This window comes from Xanthomonas sp. LMG 12460, assembly GCF_009192895.1.
GTDB classification, from domain to species: Bacteria; Pseudomonadota; Gammaproteobacteria; order Xanthomonadales; family Xanthomonadaceae; genus Xanthomonas_A; species Xanthomonas_A sontii.
On the sequence record NZ_NKUH01000079.1, the window covers coordinates 1 to 13,502 of the forward strand.

Annotated in this window: 13 protein-coding genes; 9 read left to right on the forward strand and 4 right to left on the reverse strand. The window is 70.6% G+C overall.

Annotated features, from left to right (window positions below; all coding sequences use genetic code 11):
- The first annotated feature begins 137 nt into the window (after window positions 1–137).
- The 6 genes from efp to CEK66_RS15525 all read left to right on the forward strand — a co-directional run bounded on the left by efp (window position 138) and on the right by CEK66_RS15525 (window position 5,223).
- On the forward strand, window positions 138–704 hold the full coding sequence (gene efp, locus CEK66_RS15500) for an elongation factor P (RefSeq protein ID WP_010343528.1): 567 nt from the start codon (window positions 138–140) through the stop codon (window positions 702–704).
- A 125-nt stretch (window positions 705–829) separates the two neighbouring features.
- The gene (locus tag CEK66_RS15505) at window positions 830–1,489 is read left to right on the forward strand and encodes a TMEM175 family protein (protein WP_152237502.1); all 660 of its coding nucleotides are present in this window, start codon (window positions 830–832) and stop codon (window positions 1,487–1,489) included.
- 25 nt (window positions 1,490–1,514) lie between these two features.
- Window positions 1,515–2,849, forward strand: a complete 1,335-nt coding sequence (locus CEK66_RS15510) for a TRZ/ATZ family hydrolase (protein WP_148829305.1) — start codon at window positions 1,515–1,517, stop codon at window positions 2,847–2,849.
- A 53-nt stretch (window positions 2,850–2,902) separates the two neighbouring features.
- Window positions 2,903–3,640: a bifunctional 2-polyprenyl-6-hydroxyphenol methylase/3-demethylubiquinol 3-O-methyltransferase UbiG gene (gene ubiG, locus CEK66_RS15515; RefSeq protein WP_010343531.1), complete on the forward strand. Its 738-nt coding sequence runs from the start codon at window positions 2,903–2,905 to the stop codon at window positions 3,638–3,640.
- On the forward strand, window positions 3,630–4,337 hold the full coding sequence (locus CEK66_RS15520; protein ID WP_152237503.1) for a phosphoglycolate phosphatase: 708 nt from the start codon (window positions 3,630–3,632) through the stop codon (window positions 4,335–4,337). The genes ubiG and CEK66_RS15520 overlap by 11 nt, the downstream gene beginning before the upstream one ends.
- Before the next feature lie 181 nt (window positions 4,338–4,518).
- Window positions 4,519–5,223: a phytoene/squalene synthase family protein gene (locus tag CEK66_RS15525; RefSeq protein WP_152237504.1), complete on the forward strand. Its 705-nt coding sequence runs from the start codon at window positions 4,519–4,521 to the stop codon at window positions 5,221–5,223.
- A 29-nt stretch (window positions 5,224–5,252) separates the two neighbouring features.
- Here CEK66_RS15525 and CEK66_RS15530 read toward each other — a convergent pair whose 3' ends face one another.
- Window positions 5,253–6,434 carry a putative acyl-CoA thioester hydrolase gene (locus CEK66_RS15530; RefSeq protein ID WP_152237505.1) on the reverse strand — a complete coding sequence of 394 codons (1,182 nt, stop codon included), beginning with the start codon at window positions 6,432–6,434 and terminating at the stop codon, window positions 5,253–5,255.
- Window positions 6,435–6,845: 411 nt separating this feature from the next.
- On the opposite strand from CEK66_RS15530, the gene CEK66_RS15535 reads away from it, so the two are divergent.
- Window positions 6,846–8,528 (forward strand): diguanylate cyclase, encoded by a 1,683-nt coding sequence (locus CEK66_RS15535; RefSeq protein WP_152237506.1) that lies wholly within the window; start codon window positions 6,846–6,848, stop codon window positions 8,526–8,528.
- On the forward strand, window positions 8,525–9,481 hold the full coding sequence (locus CEK66_RS15540) for a hypothetical protein (RefSeq protein ID WP_226978633.1): 957 nt from the start codon (window positions 8,525–8,527) through the stop codon (window positions 9,479–9,481). The genes CEK66_RS15535 and CEK66_RS15540 overlap by 4 nt, the downstream gene beginning before the upstream one ends.
- A 181-nt stretch (window positions 9,482–9,662) precedes the next feature.
- Here the strand turns inward: CEK66_RS15540 and CEK66_RS15545 are convergent, their stop codons facing one another.
- The 3 genes from CEK66_RS15545 to yidD are packed head-to-tail and all read right to left on the reverse strand — an operon-like array spanning window position 9,663 to window position 12,132.
- Complete coding sequence (locus tag CEK66_RS15545) at window positions 9,663–10,526, reverse strand: M23 family metallopeptidase (protein ID WP_152237507.1); 864 nt, start codon at window positions 10,524–10,526, stop codon at window positions 9,663–9,665.
- Window positions 10,526–11,860 carry a dihydroorotase gene (locus CEK66_RS15550; RefSeq protein WP_017912512.1) on the reverse strand — a complete coding sequence of 445 codons (1,335 nt, stop codon included), beginning with the start codon at window positions 11,858–11,860 and terminating at the stop codon, window positions 10,526–10,528. The genes CEK66_RS15545 and CEK66_RS15550 overlap by 1 nt, the downstream gene beginning before the upstream one ends.
- On the reverse strand, window positions 11,860–12,132 hold the full coding sequence (gene yidD, locus CEK66_RS15555; RefSeq protein WP_152237508.1) for a membrane protein insertion efficiency factor YidD: 273 nt from the start codon (window positions 12,130–12,132) through the stop codon (window positions 11,860–11,862). Before yidD ends, CEK66_RS15550 begins: the two co-directional genes overlap by 1 nt.
- A 114-nt stretch (window positions 12,133–12,246) precedes the next feature.
- Here yidD and dksA point away from each other — a divergent pair, with 114 nt between their 5' ends.
- Window positions 12,247–13,386, forward strand: coding sequence for an RNA polymerase-binding protein DksA (gene dksA, locus CEK66_RS15560; protein WP_152237509.1), 1,140 nt, complete (start codon window positions 12,247–12,249; stop codon window positions 13,384–13,386).
- Window positions 13,387–13,502: the final 116 nt, after the last annotated feature.

A 13,502-nucleotide genomic window follows, 5' to 3' on the forward strand; every position in this document is an offset into this window, starting at 1 on the left:
GGGGACGGCTGCATCGGGCGGGGGGCTGCGGTTATCATAGGCGGTCATCACACGAGCGCCCGCCGTTGCGGCGGAGCTTCCATTCTATCCGGCCGGCCGCCGAACGCGGCGGGTTTGCCTTACCCGAGGAGTTTCAGATGGCCAGCTACGGCATGAACGACGTCAAGAACGGGATGAAGATCCTGGTCAACAGCGAGCCTGCGATCATCACCGATACCGAATACGTCAAGCCCGGCAAGGGCCAGGCGTTCACCCGCGTCAAGTACCGCTTCATCAAGTCCGGGCGCGTGGTCGAAATGACCATGAAGGCGACCGACAGCGTGGAAGCGGCCGACGTGGTCGACACCGACATGCAGTACCTGTACAGCGACGGCGAGTACTGGCACTTCATGCAGCAGGAAACCTTCGAGCAGGTGCAGGCCGACAAGGCCGGCGTCGGCGACGCCGCCAAGTGGATCAAGGGCGAGGAGGATTGCGTGGTGACGCTGTGGAACGGCACGCCGATCCAGGTCACCCCGCCGAACTTCGTCGAACTGAAGATCGTCGAGACCGACCCGGGCGTGCGCGGCGATACCTCCGGCGGCGGCGGCAAGCCGGCGACCCTGGAGACCGGTGCGGTGGTGCGCGTGCCGCTGTTCGTCGGCCAGGAAGAAGTGATCCGCGTCGATACGCGTTCGGGCGAATACGTTTCGCGCGTCAAGTAAGTCGGCATGCCCGCGGCCGCCGCCGGCCGCGGGCATGCGCACGCGCTGGCGTGCGGCGGCCAGGCAGCGCATGCGCCGGATCGCCGTGCGGCGGTGATGGACCACCTCGCTCCCAGGAAACGCCCGTGACGACCAGCCACGCCGACAGCGCCGACAGCAAGTACCCGCACGACCGCGTCGTGTTCTTCAGCGATGCGGTCTTCGCCATCGCCATCACCCTGCTGGCGGTGGAAATCAAGGTGCCCGGACACGCCGAGGTCGCGGCGGCCGGCGGCATCCTCGCCGCCCTGCACCGGATGCTGCCGCTGTTCATCGGCTTTGCGGTCAGCTTCCTGGTCACCGCGCTGTTCTGGAAGTCGCACCTGCAGCTGTGCCGGCACATCCGCCAGTTCGACGACCGGCTGATCTGGCTCAACGTGCTGCAGCTGCTGCTGATCGGCCTGCTGCCGTTCTCCACCGCGCTGTACTCGGACTATTTCGGCAACCACGAGGCGTTCGCGGTGTACTGCGCGCATCTGGCGGCGATCGGCCTGGCCGGGTACTGGCTGCATGCCTATGCGGTGCGCAAGGAAGGCCTGGCGCAGCGGCTGGGCCCGCTGCAGGCGCAGGCGATGAAGCTGCGCGCGGCGGTCTCGCCGGTGGTGTTCGCGTTATGCATCCCCGTGGGCATGGTGGCACCGTGGCTGGGCCGCTTCGGCTTCCTGGCGGTCTTTCTGCTGCAGTGGGGGGTGATGCGCGTGTACCAGCGACGCATCCGCCAGTCCCAGGCGGCACCGGCACCGTGACCCTCCCTTTTCCAGAGTCCCTGCGATGACCTCCATACCCGAATCCTGCGACCTGCTGATCGAAGCCGGCTACGTGGTCCCGATCGAACCGCATGCGGTGGTGCTGGAAGACCACGCGGTGGCGGTGCGCGGCAGCGAGATCGTGGCGGTGCTGCCCACGGCCGAGGCGCGCACGCGCTTCGCCCCCGCGCGCACCGTCTCGCGCCCGGACGCGGCGCTGCTGCCGGGGCTGGTCAACGCGCATACCCACAACCCGATGACCCTGCTGCGCGGCATCGCCGACGACCTGCCGCTGATGGTGTGGCTGCAGCAGCACATCTGGCCGGTGGAGACCGCGGTGATCGGCCCGGAGTTCGTCGCCGACGGCACCGCGCTGGCCATCGCCGAGATGCTGCGCGGCGGCACCACCTGCGCCAACGAGAACTACTTCTTCGCCGACGTGCAGGCCGCGGTGTACAAGCAGCACGGCTTCCGCGCGCGGGTCGGCACGGTGATCATCGATTTCCCGACCGCCTGGGCCAAGACCTCCGACGAGTACTTCGCCCGCGCCTGCGAGGTGCACGACCAGTGGCGCGACGATCCGCTGGTCGGCATCGCCTTCGCCCCGCATGCGCCGTACACGGTCAACGACGCCAACTTCGAGCGGGTGCGGATGCTGTCCGACCAGCTCGAGGTGCCGGTGCACCTGCACACCCACGAGACCGCGCAGGAAATCGCCGACTCGCTCAAGCAGTACGGGCAGCGCCCGCTGGCGCGGCTGGACCGTCTGGGCCTGGTCAACGACCGCCTGATCGCGGTGCACATGACCCAGCTCACCGACGCCGAGATCCACCTGTGCGCCGAGCGCGGGGTCAGCGTGGTGCATTGCCCCGAATCCAACCTCAAGCTCGCCTCCGGCTTCTGCCCGGCCTGCGCGCTGCAGCGTGCGGGCGTGAACCTGGCGATCGGCACCGACGGCTGCGCCAGCAACAACGACCTGGACATGTTCAGCGAGAACCGCACCGCGGCGATCCTGGCCAAGGCCGTGGCCAACGACGCCACCGCGCTGGACGCGGCCAGCACGCTGCGCGCGGCCACCCTGGGCGGCGCGCGTGCGCTGGGCTTCGGCGAGACGATCGGCTCGATCGAGCCGGGCAAGCAGGCCGACCTGATCTGCGTGGACCTGTCGGCGCTGGAGACCCAGCCGCTGCACAACGTGCTGTCGCAACTGGTGTACGCCACCGGTCGGCAGCAGGTCAGCGATGTGTGGATCGCCGGCCAACCCAAGCTCAGCCAGCGCGTGCTGGTGGACATGGACGTCGACGCGCTGGTCGCCAATGCGCGCGAGTGGCGCGAACGTATCCGCAGCATCCACGCCTGATCCGCTATGTTCGCCGTGCCGCGCCGCGTGCGCGGCCCCAACGAGAATCCGTTATGACCGCTTCCGCCGCCAACGCCTCCGCCAACTTCGATCAGGCCGAACTGGACAAGTTCGGCGCCCTGGCCACCCGCTGGTGGGATGCCGACGGCCCGCAGAAGCCGCTGCACGCGCTCAATCCTGTGCGTCTGCGCTACGTCGCCGAGCGCCTGCCGCTGCGCGGCGCGACGGTGCTGGACGTGGGCTGCGGCGGCGGCCTGCTCAGCGAGGCGCTGGCCAAGGAGGGTGCGCAGGTCACCGCGATCGACCTGTCGCCGGAGCTGATCAAGGTCGCGCGGCTGCACCAGTTCGAATCCGGGGTCGAGGTCGACTACCGCGTGCAGTCGGTCGAGGACCTGGCGGCGGCGCAGCCGGGCAGTTTCGATGCGATCACCTGCATGGAGATGCTCGAGCACGTGCCCGATCCGGCGGCGATCGTGCGCGCCTGCGCAACCCTGCTCAAGCCGGGCGGACAGCTGTTCCTGTCCACCCTCAACCGCACCCCGGCCGCGTTCGCGCTGGCCATCGTCGGTGCCGAATACGTGGCGCGGCTACTGCCCACCGGCACCCATCGCTACCAGGATTTCATCAAGCCGGCGGAGCTGGCCGCGTGGTTGCGCCAGGCCGAGCTGCAGCTGCGCGACGTCAGCGGCCTGGCATATGAGCCGTGGCGCAATCGCGCGCGGCTGTCCTCGCGCACCGAGGTCAATTACCTGGCGTGTGCTGCAAAGCCGGGAATCGGGAATGGGGAATAGGGAAGCGCCGCTGCCGCGGCGGGGTTATCCGCGGGTTGCGCTGTTCGATCTGGATGGCACGTTGCTGGACAGTGCGCCGGATCTGCTGGCCGCGGCCAATGCGGTGCTGGCTGAGCATGGCCGTGCAGCGTTGACCCTGGCGCAGTTGCGGCCGGTGGTGTCCAAGGGGTCGCGGGCGATGCTCGGCGTCGCCTTCCCGGATCTGCCCGCCGCGCAGCGCGATGCGCTGATTCCGGCCTTCCTGCGCCACTACGAGGCGCTGATCGGCCGCCATTCGCAGCCGTTCGACGGCATCCCGGAACTGCTGCAACGCCTGGAAGAGGCCGGCAGCGTGTGGGGCATCGTCACCAACAAGCCCGAGGCGCTGGCGCGGTTGATCCTGCCGCAGTTGCAGTGGCAGCAGCGCTGCGCGGTGCTGATCGGCGGCGACACGCTGCCCGAGCGCAAGCCGCATCCGCTGCCGCTGCAGGTCGCCGCGCAGCGCCTGGGCGTGGCGCCGCAGGAAGTGGTCTACGTCGGCGACGACGAACGCGACATCCTCGCCGCTCGCGCCGCCGGCATGGCCTCGGTGGCGGTGCTGTGGGGTTATCGGCTGGACGAAGACGATCCGCTGGCCTGGCGCGCCGATGCGATGGTCGCCGCGCCGGCCGAGTTGTACGACGCCGCGGCCTGGCCGGTCAGCGCAGCCGCGTCCTGAAACCGGTGCTGTCGCCGCGTTCGCGGTGATGCATGACCGCCGTGTCGCGGCCTGCACGCCGACGCCGCTCGGCATCCACCGGTCGCGCACGTACACTGCGCGTTCTGCGCGGCAGCCGCGCTCACTCTCCCATTGCGCGATGCCGTCGGCGCGCGCGCCTGACTCCGGATTCACCGATCGCATGAGCAGTTCGTCCGCCCTGGATGCCTTCCTCGACAAATGGCGCCGCCGCTGGCCGGAATGGGCCGTGGCCGAGGCGTTCGTGCCGGCGCCGCAGCGCGCCCGCACCGTGGCCTGGTTCGCCCTGCTGCAGGAGTTCGACGACATCCTCAACATCGCCGGCGACCCGCTGCCGGCCGACGCCAAGCTGGCGTGGTGGGGCGAGGAACTGCGCAGTTGGGCAGGGCAGCGTTCGCGGCATCCGCTGGGCCGGGTGCTGGAGCCGGTGGCTGCGCCGTGGACACAACTGGCCGAGGCCTTGCCGAGCCTGCCACAGTCGCGCGCGGCCGCGGCCGACACCGCGCATGCGCTGGAGCGGCTGGAGCCGTTCGCGCAGGCGGTGGTCGCGGTCGAGCGCGCGTTGTTCGAGGCCTCGGCCGAGGGCGCCGCGGTGCCGGTCGCGCTGCAGGTGCTGGCGCAGCGCCTGCTCGAGGGCGGCGCCGCCACCGCGCCGCTGGCGCTGCGCGGCGGCGATGAGGCGCAGCAGCGCCAGCGCTGGGCGCAGGCATTGCTGAAGCCGTGGCCGCGCCGCGTGCGCGGGCCGCGTCCGCGGCGCATCCTGTCGGTGTTGGCGCGTGCGCGGATGGTGCAGCAGGCGGCCGCCATACCCAGGCCGCCGGGACAGATGGCGACGCTGTGGCGCGCCTGGTGGGCCGGGCTGGGATAGAGCCCGCCCGCCCTCCGCGCCGGCATGCCTCAGGGCGCGCTGCCGGCGCCGCTGTTGGCGTACTCGTAGAAGCGATTGGCCGAGGTGCTGCAGTTGCTGCTGCAGTACGGACGGCCGATGGTCGAGGCGTTCCACGGCGCGCTCTTGCGGATGTGCCCGCCCAGCGTCGAGTCGCGGATCACCACCTTGCCGTTGGGCGAGGTGCCGTCGACGTAGTTGGACAGGCTGCCCACGCTCTCGTCCCAGGCCCGGCCCAGCCACACCGTGCCGCTGCCCGGATTGCCGACCGCATCGAAGGTGCTGCCGATCGCCAGGAAGCCGTAGCTGCTGCCCGGGCGGGTGCTGGGCGCGAAGATCACCCCGCCATCGTTGGCGCCGCGGCGCGCGGCGGTGTAGCGGATGGTGCTGCCGGCGAACACCGCCACGCCCGAGCCGAAGATGAAGTCGGTGTCGCCCTCGATGGTGCCGCCCTTGAAATAGGCGCGGATCACCGTGTTGGCGCTGCCGGCGCTGATCAGCAGGGTGTCCTGGTTGCCGGTCAGCACCACGTTCTCCAGCACTGCCTTGTCGCCGCGCAACGCCAGCGCCACCGCCGACTGGTTGCTGCCGCTGTAGGTGCCCTCGACGTAGCTGTTGACGATCGCCAGGTTGCGCGCCTGGAACTGCGCCGCGCGCACGGTGACGGTGCCGCTGTCGGAGGTGCCGACGGTGCTGCTGGCGGCGTTGCTGGCGCACGGATGGGTGGCGCTGCCGGTGGGTTTCGGGGTGGGGTTGGCGTTGCCGAAACGGATCGTGGTGCTGGCCGGGCTGCCGCCGAGGCCGAACAGCGTGAGCGGCGGCGCCGCGGCGGGCACGCAGACCACTTCGGTATAGGTGCCCGGCGCCACGCTGATGTAGCGGCGCATGCTGCCGCCGGCGGCGACCGCGGCGTCCACCGCGGCCTGCACGGTGCGGTAGCGGGTGCTGCCGTCGGCGGCCACCGCGTAGTCGGCCTGCAGCAGCGCGACGCCGGCGCTCGGATCCCAGTTGTCGGTAACCAGCGCGCCGATCGGTCCGGCCTGGGCCAGGTGGCGGGCGACGGTCTGGTTGGCCGCCTCGCTGCTGGTCAGTTGCGGGCGCGACGCGGTGCCGGTCAGGGCCGGGGCGTCTGCGACAAACCCGCCCGCCAGGGCGAGGGTGGAGGAAAGCAGCAACCAGCGCGATACGGTCATGGGAAGCCTCCGCTCAAGGATAAGGGCCCGCGGCCACGCCTGAAATGATACCGGTGTCATCCGGTCGCCTGATCCGGCGTCGTCAGCGGACCGGCGATGGTAGGGGCGTTCGCGCGCCGATGCCGGCCGATGTCGCAGCCAGAGCTCGGTTGTGCCGCTTCCATCACGATCGCGGATCCGCCGCACGTGCGGCGCGCCGGTTGGTGGGGGCGTGGAGGGCGATTCCCAGGCCAAAACGCGACGGCTGCAGGCGCTCCAGACCCGGCGCCGGCGGACGGTCGCCGCACTGCGGCATGGATCTGCGCGCCGTGTGCCACCCCACTTTCTGGCGTGACGGGGTCGTGAATTTGGATACGAGCGCCGTCGCGGCTTGCGCTACCCTCGACGCCGATCCCACTTGGAAGTCATCGATTGAAGCGCCTGTGCCGTTGGTGCTGCCTGTTGCTGTGCCTGGGGCTGGTCGGGTCGGCGCTGGGGCAGGAACTGTTGTTGCAACGGCTGGCCGCCGACCCTCCGCCGCCGGAGGTGGTGGCGGGGCGCCACGATACCGCGTTCGCCGATGCCGGCCATGGTGCGATCCTGTACGAGCGCAGCAAGCAGCCCACCTGGTGGCGGATCCGCGCCGACCGCACGATCGGCAGCGAGGGCCAGCCGCAACTGGTGCTGCAGTCGCCGTATCTGACCCGGGTCGAGGCCTGGGTGCCGGGACGCGCCACGCCAACCCGTCACGCGATCTACGGCGCCGACGCCGATCTGCGCTACTCCACCCGGGCCCTGGTGATCGCCTTGCCGCAGGGGCTGCCGGCCGGCGCCTCGATCTGGCTGCGGGTGCATGCGCCGGCGGCGATGCCGATGCCGGTGGGCATCGCGCCGCTGGCCCAGGTGCAGCGCGAGGATCTGCACTACGTCGGCTGGCGCGCCTTCATCCTCGGCTCGACCGCGGTGCTGGCGATCCTGGCGATCGCGTTGTGGGCGCGTCTGCGCGAGCCGATCTACGGCTACTTCACCGCCAACGTGATGTGCGTGCTGCTGTACCTGCTCGGCCTCGGCGGCGAGGCGCGCGCGGTGCCGGGCCTGGCCAGCGTGTTCGCGTCCTCGCCGACGCCGATGCGCATCGTCGCCGCGCTCGGCGGCTTCTTCATCATCACCTTCCAGCGCCGGCAACTGGAGATGCGCCGGCAACTGCCGCGGCTGGACCGGGTGCTGCGGCTGTGCGCGCTGTTCCTGCTCGGCATCGCTGTGGCCTGCCTGCTGTCGGACGCGGCGGTGCTGAGCGTGCTGGGCAATCTCGGGCTGATCGTCGGTGCGGCGCTGCTGCTGCCGTGTTGCCTGCTGCTGGCCTTGCGCGGGCAACGCTACGCCTGGCCGTTGCTGGCTTCGTGGACGCCGCTGTGGATGCTGTGCGTGCTGCGCTGCCTGGAGCTGACCGGGTGGTTGCGCCTGGATCTGGCCGCGCCGGTGCTGGCGCACGGCATCAGCCTGGCCCTGGCAATCTCCTGCCTGCTGGTGACCTTCGGTCTGGCCGAGCAGATCCTGGAGCTGCGTCGCGACCGCGACCGCGCCAGCCGCATGGCGACCGTGGACGAACTCACCGGCATCCTCACCCGCGCCGCCCTGCAGCAGCGTCTGGCCGAGGCGCTGCAGGACGCCGCGCGCGGCGACCGGCCGCTGGCATTGGCCTATATCGATATCGACCATTTCAAGCGCATCAACGACATCCACGGCCACGCCGGCGGCGACGCCTGCCTGCGCTGGGTCGCCGCCTGCGCGCGGGCGCGCCTGCGCAGCACCGACACGCTCGGCCGCCAGGGCGGCGACGAGATGCTGCTGTTGATGCCCGGCGCCACCCTGGAGGCCGCGCGGCGCGTGGCCGAGGACATCCGCCAGCACGTCGCGGCGCAGCCGCTGCCGCGCGAAGGCCAGGCGCTGTCATGCACGCTGAGCGTCGGCGTGGCGCAATGGCAGCGCGGCGAGAGCGCGGCGACGCTGTTGCAGCGGGCCGATGCCGCGCTCTACGCCAGCAAGGCCGCCGGCCGCAACCGCGTCAGCGTTTCCCCATCTACCGCGTCACCCACCAAGGAGCCTCAGCCATGACTGCACAGCCCGCTTTGCCCGCGTTCGCTCCCGATCAGTTGCAGGTCGGCGACATCCTGTTGCAACTGGGCTGCGGCCCGGTGTCCGAACTGATCGCCTGGTGCGGCGACAGCATCTACAGCCATGCCGCCATCGTTGCCGATCAGGGCGACCTGATCGAGGCGGCGGCCAGCGGCGTGCGCCGCTATCCGCTGTCGCAGCGGCTGACCGACACCACCAACTACCTGATCATCGACGCCTACCGGCCGCTCAGCTACGCCTGCGTGGCGCTGGACGACGCCGATCGCGCCAGCGTGCTAGCCAAGGCGCAGTCGCTGCTGGGCGTCCCGTACCCGCTGGACAGCCTGGCCACGCTCGGCCTGCTGGTCGCCATCCGCGGCAAGTGGCCGCAGCACTGGCTGGCGCGGATCGTGGTGCGCGAGGCGCTGGACCATCTGGTCCGCGACAACCCCTCGCACATGGTGTGCAGCGAAGTGGTATACCGCGCGCTGGCCGAATGCGATGCGACGCCGCCGGGCCGGCTGGCGCCGCAGATCGTGCTCAGCGGGCCGACCCACATGCCGTTCCCGGATCTGGACTGGAAGGCGCTGTGGGAAGAAGTGTGGCAACTGCTGCATCCGCACCGGCAGCAGGCGCTGGGCGACATCGCGCAGCGCCTGGCGGCGGTGGAGGGCGCGCCGGCCAGCCTGGCCGCCTCGGCACTGACCACGGTCGCCGACGACGACCTGCTCAGCCGCGCCAACGCGGTCCGCGCCGGCCTGGGCCTGCCGCCGCTGGCGCCGGTCACCGATCAGGTGGAAGACAACGGCAGCCTGCTGCGCGAAGCCGGCGAAGAAGCGCCGGGCGCGCCGTTGCCGCATCCCAATCCCAAGCTGGTCATGCCGCTGGATCTGGCCAACAGCCCCTCGCATGTGGTGCTGGGGCGCCTGCTTGAGGTGCCCACGTCGGCGTAGCTGAAAGGCTGCGCGCCAGCGCAGTGCGCGAGGCTGCGCCCGTACCCTCATCCGCCCCTTCGGGGCACCTTCTCCCGAGGGGAGAAGGGAGAGCGCTTGCCCCTCTCCCATTGGGAGAGGGGGCGGGATGAGGGTGCGGCCTCCCGGCCACGCGCGCCAACGCACCTGATCCACCAGCGCTTTACGGCTGCTTTGTCCGCTCCAGCACCAACAACGGATCGATGCGCACATCGAACCAATTCATCCCCCAATGCAGATGCGGCCCGGTCGCACGGCCCGTGGCACCCACCGCGCCGATCACCTGGCCCTGGGCGATGCGGTCGCCGACCTTCACGTCGATTCGCGACAAATGCAGGAAGTTGGAACTGACGCCGTAGCCGTGATCCAGCAGCACGGTGCCGCCGGTCAGGTACAGGTCGGGAGCGGCGAAGGTGATGACGCCGGCGGCCGGGGCCTTGACCGGGGTGCCGGTGGGCACGGCGATGTCCATGCCCGAATGCCCGGCGCCGGGCTGGCCGTTGTAGACCCGGGCATTGCCGAAGCGGCCGCTGATGCGGCCCTGCACCGGCCAGATGAAGGGTGCGGCGAAATCGGTGCGCGGGTCGTCGCGGTCGCGCGCGGCGGTGACCTGGGCCTGTTCGCGCTTGATCCGCTCGGCGATCGCCGGCGGCGGGTTCACCGTCTTCGGCGGCACCCCGTTGACCTGTTCCAGCGGCCAGTCGCGCGGCGTCACCGCGATCTCGACGGTCTCAGTCCCGCCATCCGGGCGCTGCACCGCGATGCGCAGCGGACCGCGCTCGTCGCGGCCGATGCCGAACACCACGCTGCCGTAGTCGCTGACCCGCAGGGTGCGTCCGGCGTACTGCACGCGGCTGCCGGGCGCGACCTTGCCGATCACCAGCGCGCCCTGCGAGGCGCTGCGCGGGAACACGCTGCGCGCTTCGGCGCCGGCCGTGGCCGGCGTCTGCGCGTGCAGCGCCGGGGCGAGCGGTGCGGTCAGCAGGACCAGCGCTAGTGCGGCGCCGGTCATCAGGGCGCCGCGCATCAGCGGTCGAACGCCAGGCGCTGCCCGTTGGGGGTGCCGACCAGGCGGGTCCCATCCCAGGCCAGCACGCCGTTGACCCAGGTCGCGGCGATCCTGGAGCGGAAGCTGCGGCCTTCGAACGGCGACCAGCCGCACTTGGACAGCACGTCCTCGCGGCGCACGGTGAACGCGGTGTCGTCGATCAGCACCAGGTCGGCGTGGTAGCCCTCGCGCAGGAAGCCGCGTTCGTGCACGTCGAACAGCAGCGCCGGCGCGTGCGCGAACTTGTGCACCACCTGGGCCACGCTGAGCCGGCCCTCGTGGACCAACTCCAGCGCCGCGACAAGCGCGTACTGCACCAGCGGTAGGCCCGACGGCGCCTGCGCGTACGGCTTGCTCTTCTCTTCCCAGGTGTGCGGGGCGTGGTCGGTGGCGAGCACGTCGATCACGTCCTCGGCGATCGCGCGGATCAGCGCCTCGCGGTCGCTGGCGTCCTTGATCGCCGGGTTGCACTTGATCAGGTTGCCGAGCGTGGCGTAGTCGGCGCGGTCGAAGCGCAGGAAATGGATGCAGGTCTCGGCGGTGATGCGCTTGCCCTGGATCGGGCCGGGGGTGAACAGCGCCAGCTCGTCGGCGGTGGAGATGTGCAGCACGTGCAGGCGGGTGCCGTGCTTCTTCGCCAGCGACACCGCCAGCTGCGAGGACTTCAGGCAGGCCTCGCGCGAGCGGATGTCCGGGTGCATGTCCGGGGTCAGCGCCTCGCCATACTTTTCCTTGAACGCAGCCAGGGTCGCGTCGATGGTCGGGGTGTCTTCGCAGTGGGTGATGATCGGCGTCGGCGCGTCGCGGAAGATCGCGTCCAGGGTCTGCGGGTTGTCGACCAGCATGTTGCCGGTGGAGGCGCCCATGAACACCTTGATGCCGGGCGCGGTCTTCGGGTCCAGGGTCTGGATCGCGGCCAGGTTGTCGTTGCTGGCGCCCAGGTAGAAGCCGTAGTTGCCCCAGGCGCGGCCGCGCGCGGCGTCGTACTTGGCCTGCAGCGCGGCGGCGTCGAGCGTGGGCGGATTGGTGTTGGGCATGTCCATGAAGCTGGTCAGGCCGCCGGCCACCGCCGCGGCCGATTCGGTGGCGATGTCGCCCTTGTGGGTCAGGCCGGGTTCGCGGAAGTGCACCTGGTCGTCGATCATGCCGGGCAGCAGCCAGCGCCCGGCGGCATCGACCACGGTCTCGCCCTCGCGCGCGGCCAGCTGCGGGGCGATCGCGGCGATGCGGCCGTCGGCGATGCGCAGGTCGCCCTGGGTTTCGCGGCCTTCGTTGACCAGGCGCGCGTTGACGATCAATGTGGAAGCGGACATCAGTGTTTTCCTTGGCAGCGGCAGGGTGGCGGCGCCATGGGGTCGGGCACCGGGTCGAACCCGCCAGGATGGAAGGGGTGGCAGCGGCCGACGCGGCGGGCGGCCATCCAGCCGCCGCGCAATGCGCCGAAACGGGCGATGGCGGTCACCGCATACGCCGAGCAACTGGGCACGAAACGACAGCGCGGTCCCAGCAGCGGGCTGATGAAGCGCTGGTACAGGCGCAGCAGGGCGATGAGAGCGCGGGCGATCACATCACCATGATATGCCACTGTGCTGGACTAGGCGGGTCGCTCGGCGTATACGCCGCGTTGTTGCCGCGGGGGGTAGGGTAGGCTATAAAGGCCCGCTTTCCCGGGCCCCGGGAAGACCAAGGAAGAGCGTTCGTGGCTGCTAAAAAACCTGCAAAGAAGGCCGTCCAGGCCGCCAAGAAGCCTGCCAAGCCCGTCGCCAAGAAAGCGACGGTGTCCGCCGCCAGCAAACCGCTGAAGAAAGCCGCGCCTGCGAAGTCGGCAGCCAAGGCCGCGCCGGCCAAATCGGCCAGCAAGGCCGTGGCCAAGAAGCCGGCGGCCAAGCCGGTCGCTGCGTCGCCGGCCAAGTCCGCTCCCGCCAAGAAGGCCCCGGCCAAGAAGGCGCCTGCCAAGCCGGTCGCTCCGGCCAAGGCCGCCGCCAAGCCAGCGCCCGCCGCCAAGCCGGCAGCAAAGACGCCCGCGGCCAAGCCTGGCGCCAAGGTCGTCAAGACCGCGGCCGCTCCCGCCAAATCCAAACCGGCCACCGCCCCCGTTGCACCCGCGGTGACCACCTCCGTACCGAAGTCGGCGCCCAAGCCGGCTGCGGCCAAGCCTGTCCCGGTCAAGCCCGCCGCGCCTGCCGCAGCACCGGCCCCCAAGCCCGTTGCCGCCAAGTCCGCCGCGCCGTCGACCCCGCCACAAAAGAATCCCGTGTCCGTTTCGAAATCCTCCGCGAAAACCCCCACCAAGTCCGAATCCACCCCGAAGGCGCCGGTCGCCAAGCCCACCGGCAAGGTCGCCGTGGCCGTGACCGCCAAGTCCAACACCCCGGCCAAGCCGGCCAAGTACAAGGTGGTCGAGTACAAGACCGACGAGGCCACCGGCCGCCCGATCCTGCCCAAGGGCTACAAGCCGGCGGCGGACGAGGAGTACATGAGCGCGCTGCAGCAGGAGTACTTCCGCCAGCGCCTGCTCACCTGGCGCGCCGACCTGGTCGAGGAATCCAAGCAGACCATCGAGAACCTGCGCGACGAGGTCCGCGACATCGGCGACGAGGCCGAGCGCGCGACCCGCGAGACCGAGAACTCGCTGGAACTGCGGACCCGCGACCGCTACCGCAAGCTGATCGGCAAGATCGACAGCACCCTCAAGCGTCTGGACGCCGGCGACTACGGCTACTGCGTGGACACGGGCGAGGAAATCGGCCTGGAGCGCCTGGAAGCGCGTCTGACCGCCGAGCGCACCATCGACGCGCAGGAGCGTTGGGAACATCTGCAGAAGCAGCAGGGCGACTGAGTCCGCGCCGCCCCGACGTGTCAAGGCAAGGCCCCGCTCGCGCGGGGCTTTGCGTTTTGGTCACCTCATCGCCGGTCTAGGCAGTTCGCCTGTCGGCGATGCCGCACGCCGCGGAG

Bases quoted from the DNA above. Each gene is read 5' to 3' on its own strand.
- efp (WP_010343528.1), top strand. From the start codon at position 138: ATGGCCAGCTACGGCATGAACGACGTCAAGAACGGGATGAAGATCCTG.
- CEK66_RS15510 (WP_148829305.1), top strand. From the start codon at position 1,515: ATGACCTCCATACCCGAATCCTGCGACCTGCTGATCGAAGCCGGCTAC.
- ubiG (WP_010343531.1), top strand. From the start codon at position 2,903: ATGACCGCTTCCGCCGCCAACGCCTCCGCCAACTTCGATCAGGCCGAA.
- CEK66_RS15520 (WP_152237503.1), top strand. From the start codon at position 3,630: ATGGGGAATAGGGAAGCGCCGCTGCCGCGGCGGGGTTATCCGCGGGTT.
- CEK66_RS15525 (WP_152237504.1), top strand. From the start codon at position 4,519: ATGAGCAGTTCGTCCGCCCTGGATGCCTTCCTCGACAAATGGCGCCGC.
- CEK66_RS15530 (WP_152237505.1), bottom strand. From the start codon at position 6,434: ATGACCGTATCGCGCTGGTTGCTGCTTTCCTCCACCCTCGCCCTGGCG.
- CEK66_RS15540 (WP_226978633.1), top strand. From the start codon at position 8,525: ATGACTGCACAGCCCGCTTTGCCCGCGTTCGCTCCCGATCAGTTGCAG.
- CEK66_RS15545 (WP_152237507.1), bottom strand. From the start codon at position 10,526: ATGCGCGGCGCCCTGATGACCGGCGCCGCACTAGCGCTGGTCCTGCTG.
- CEK66_RS15550 (WP_017912512.1), bottom strand. From the start codon at position 11,860: ATGTCCGCTTCCACATTGATCGTCAACGCGCGCCTGGTCAACGAAGGC.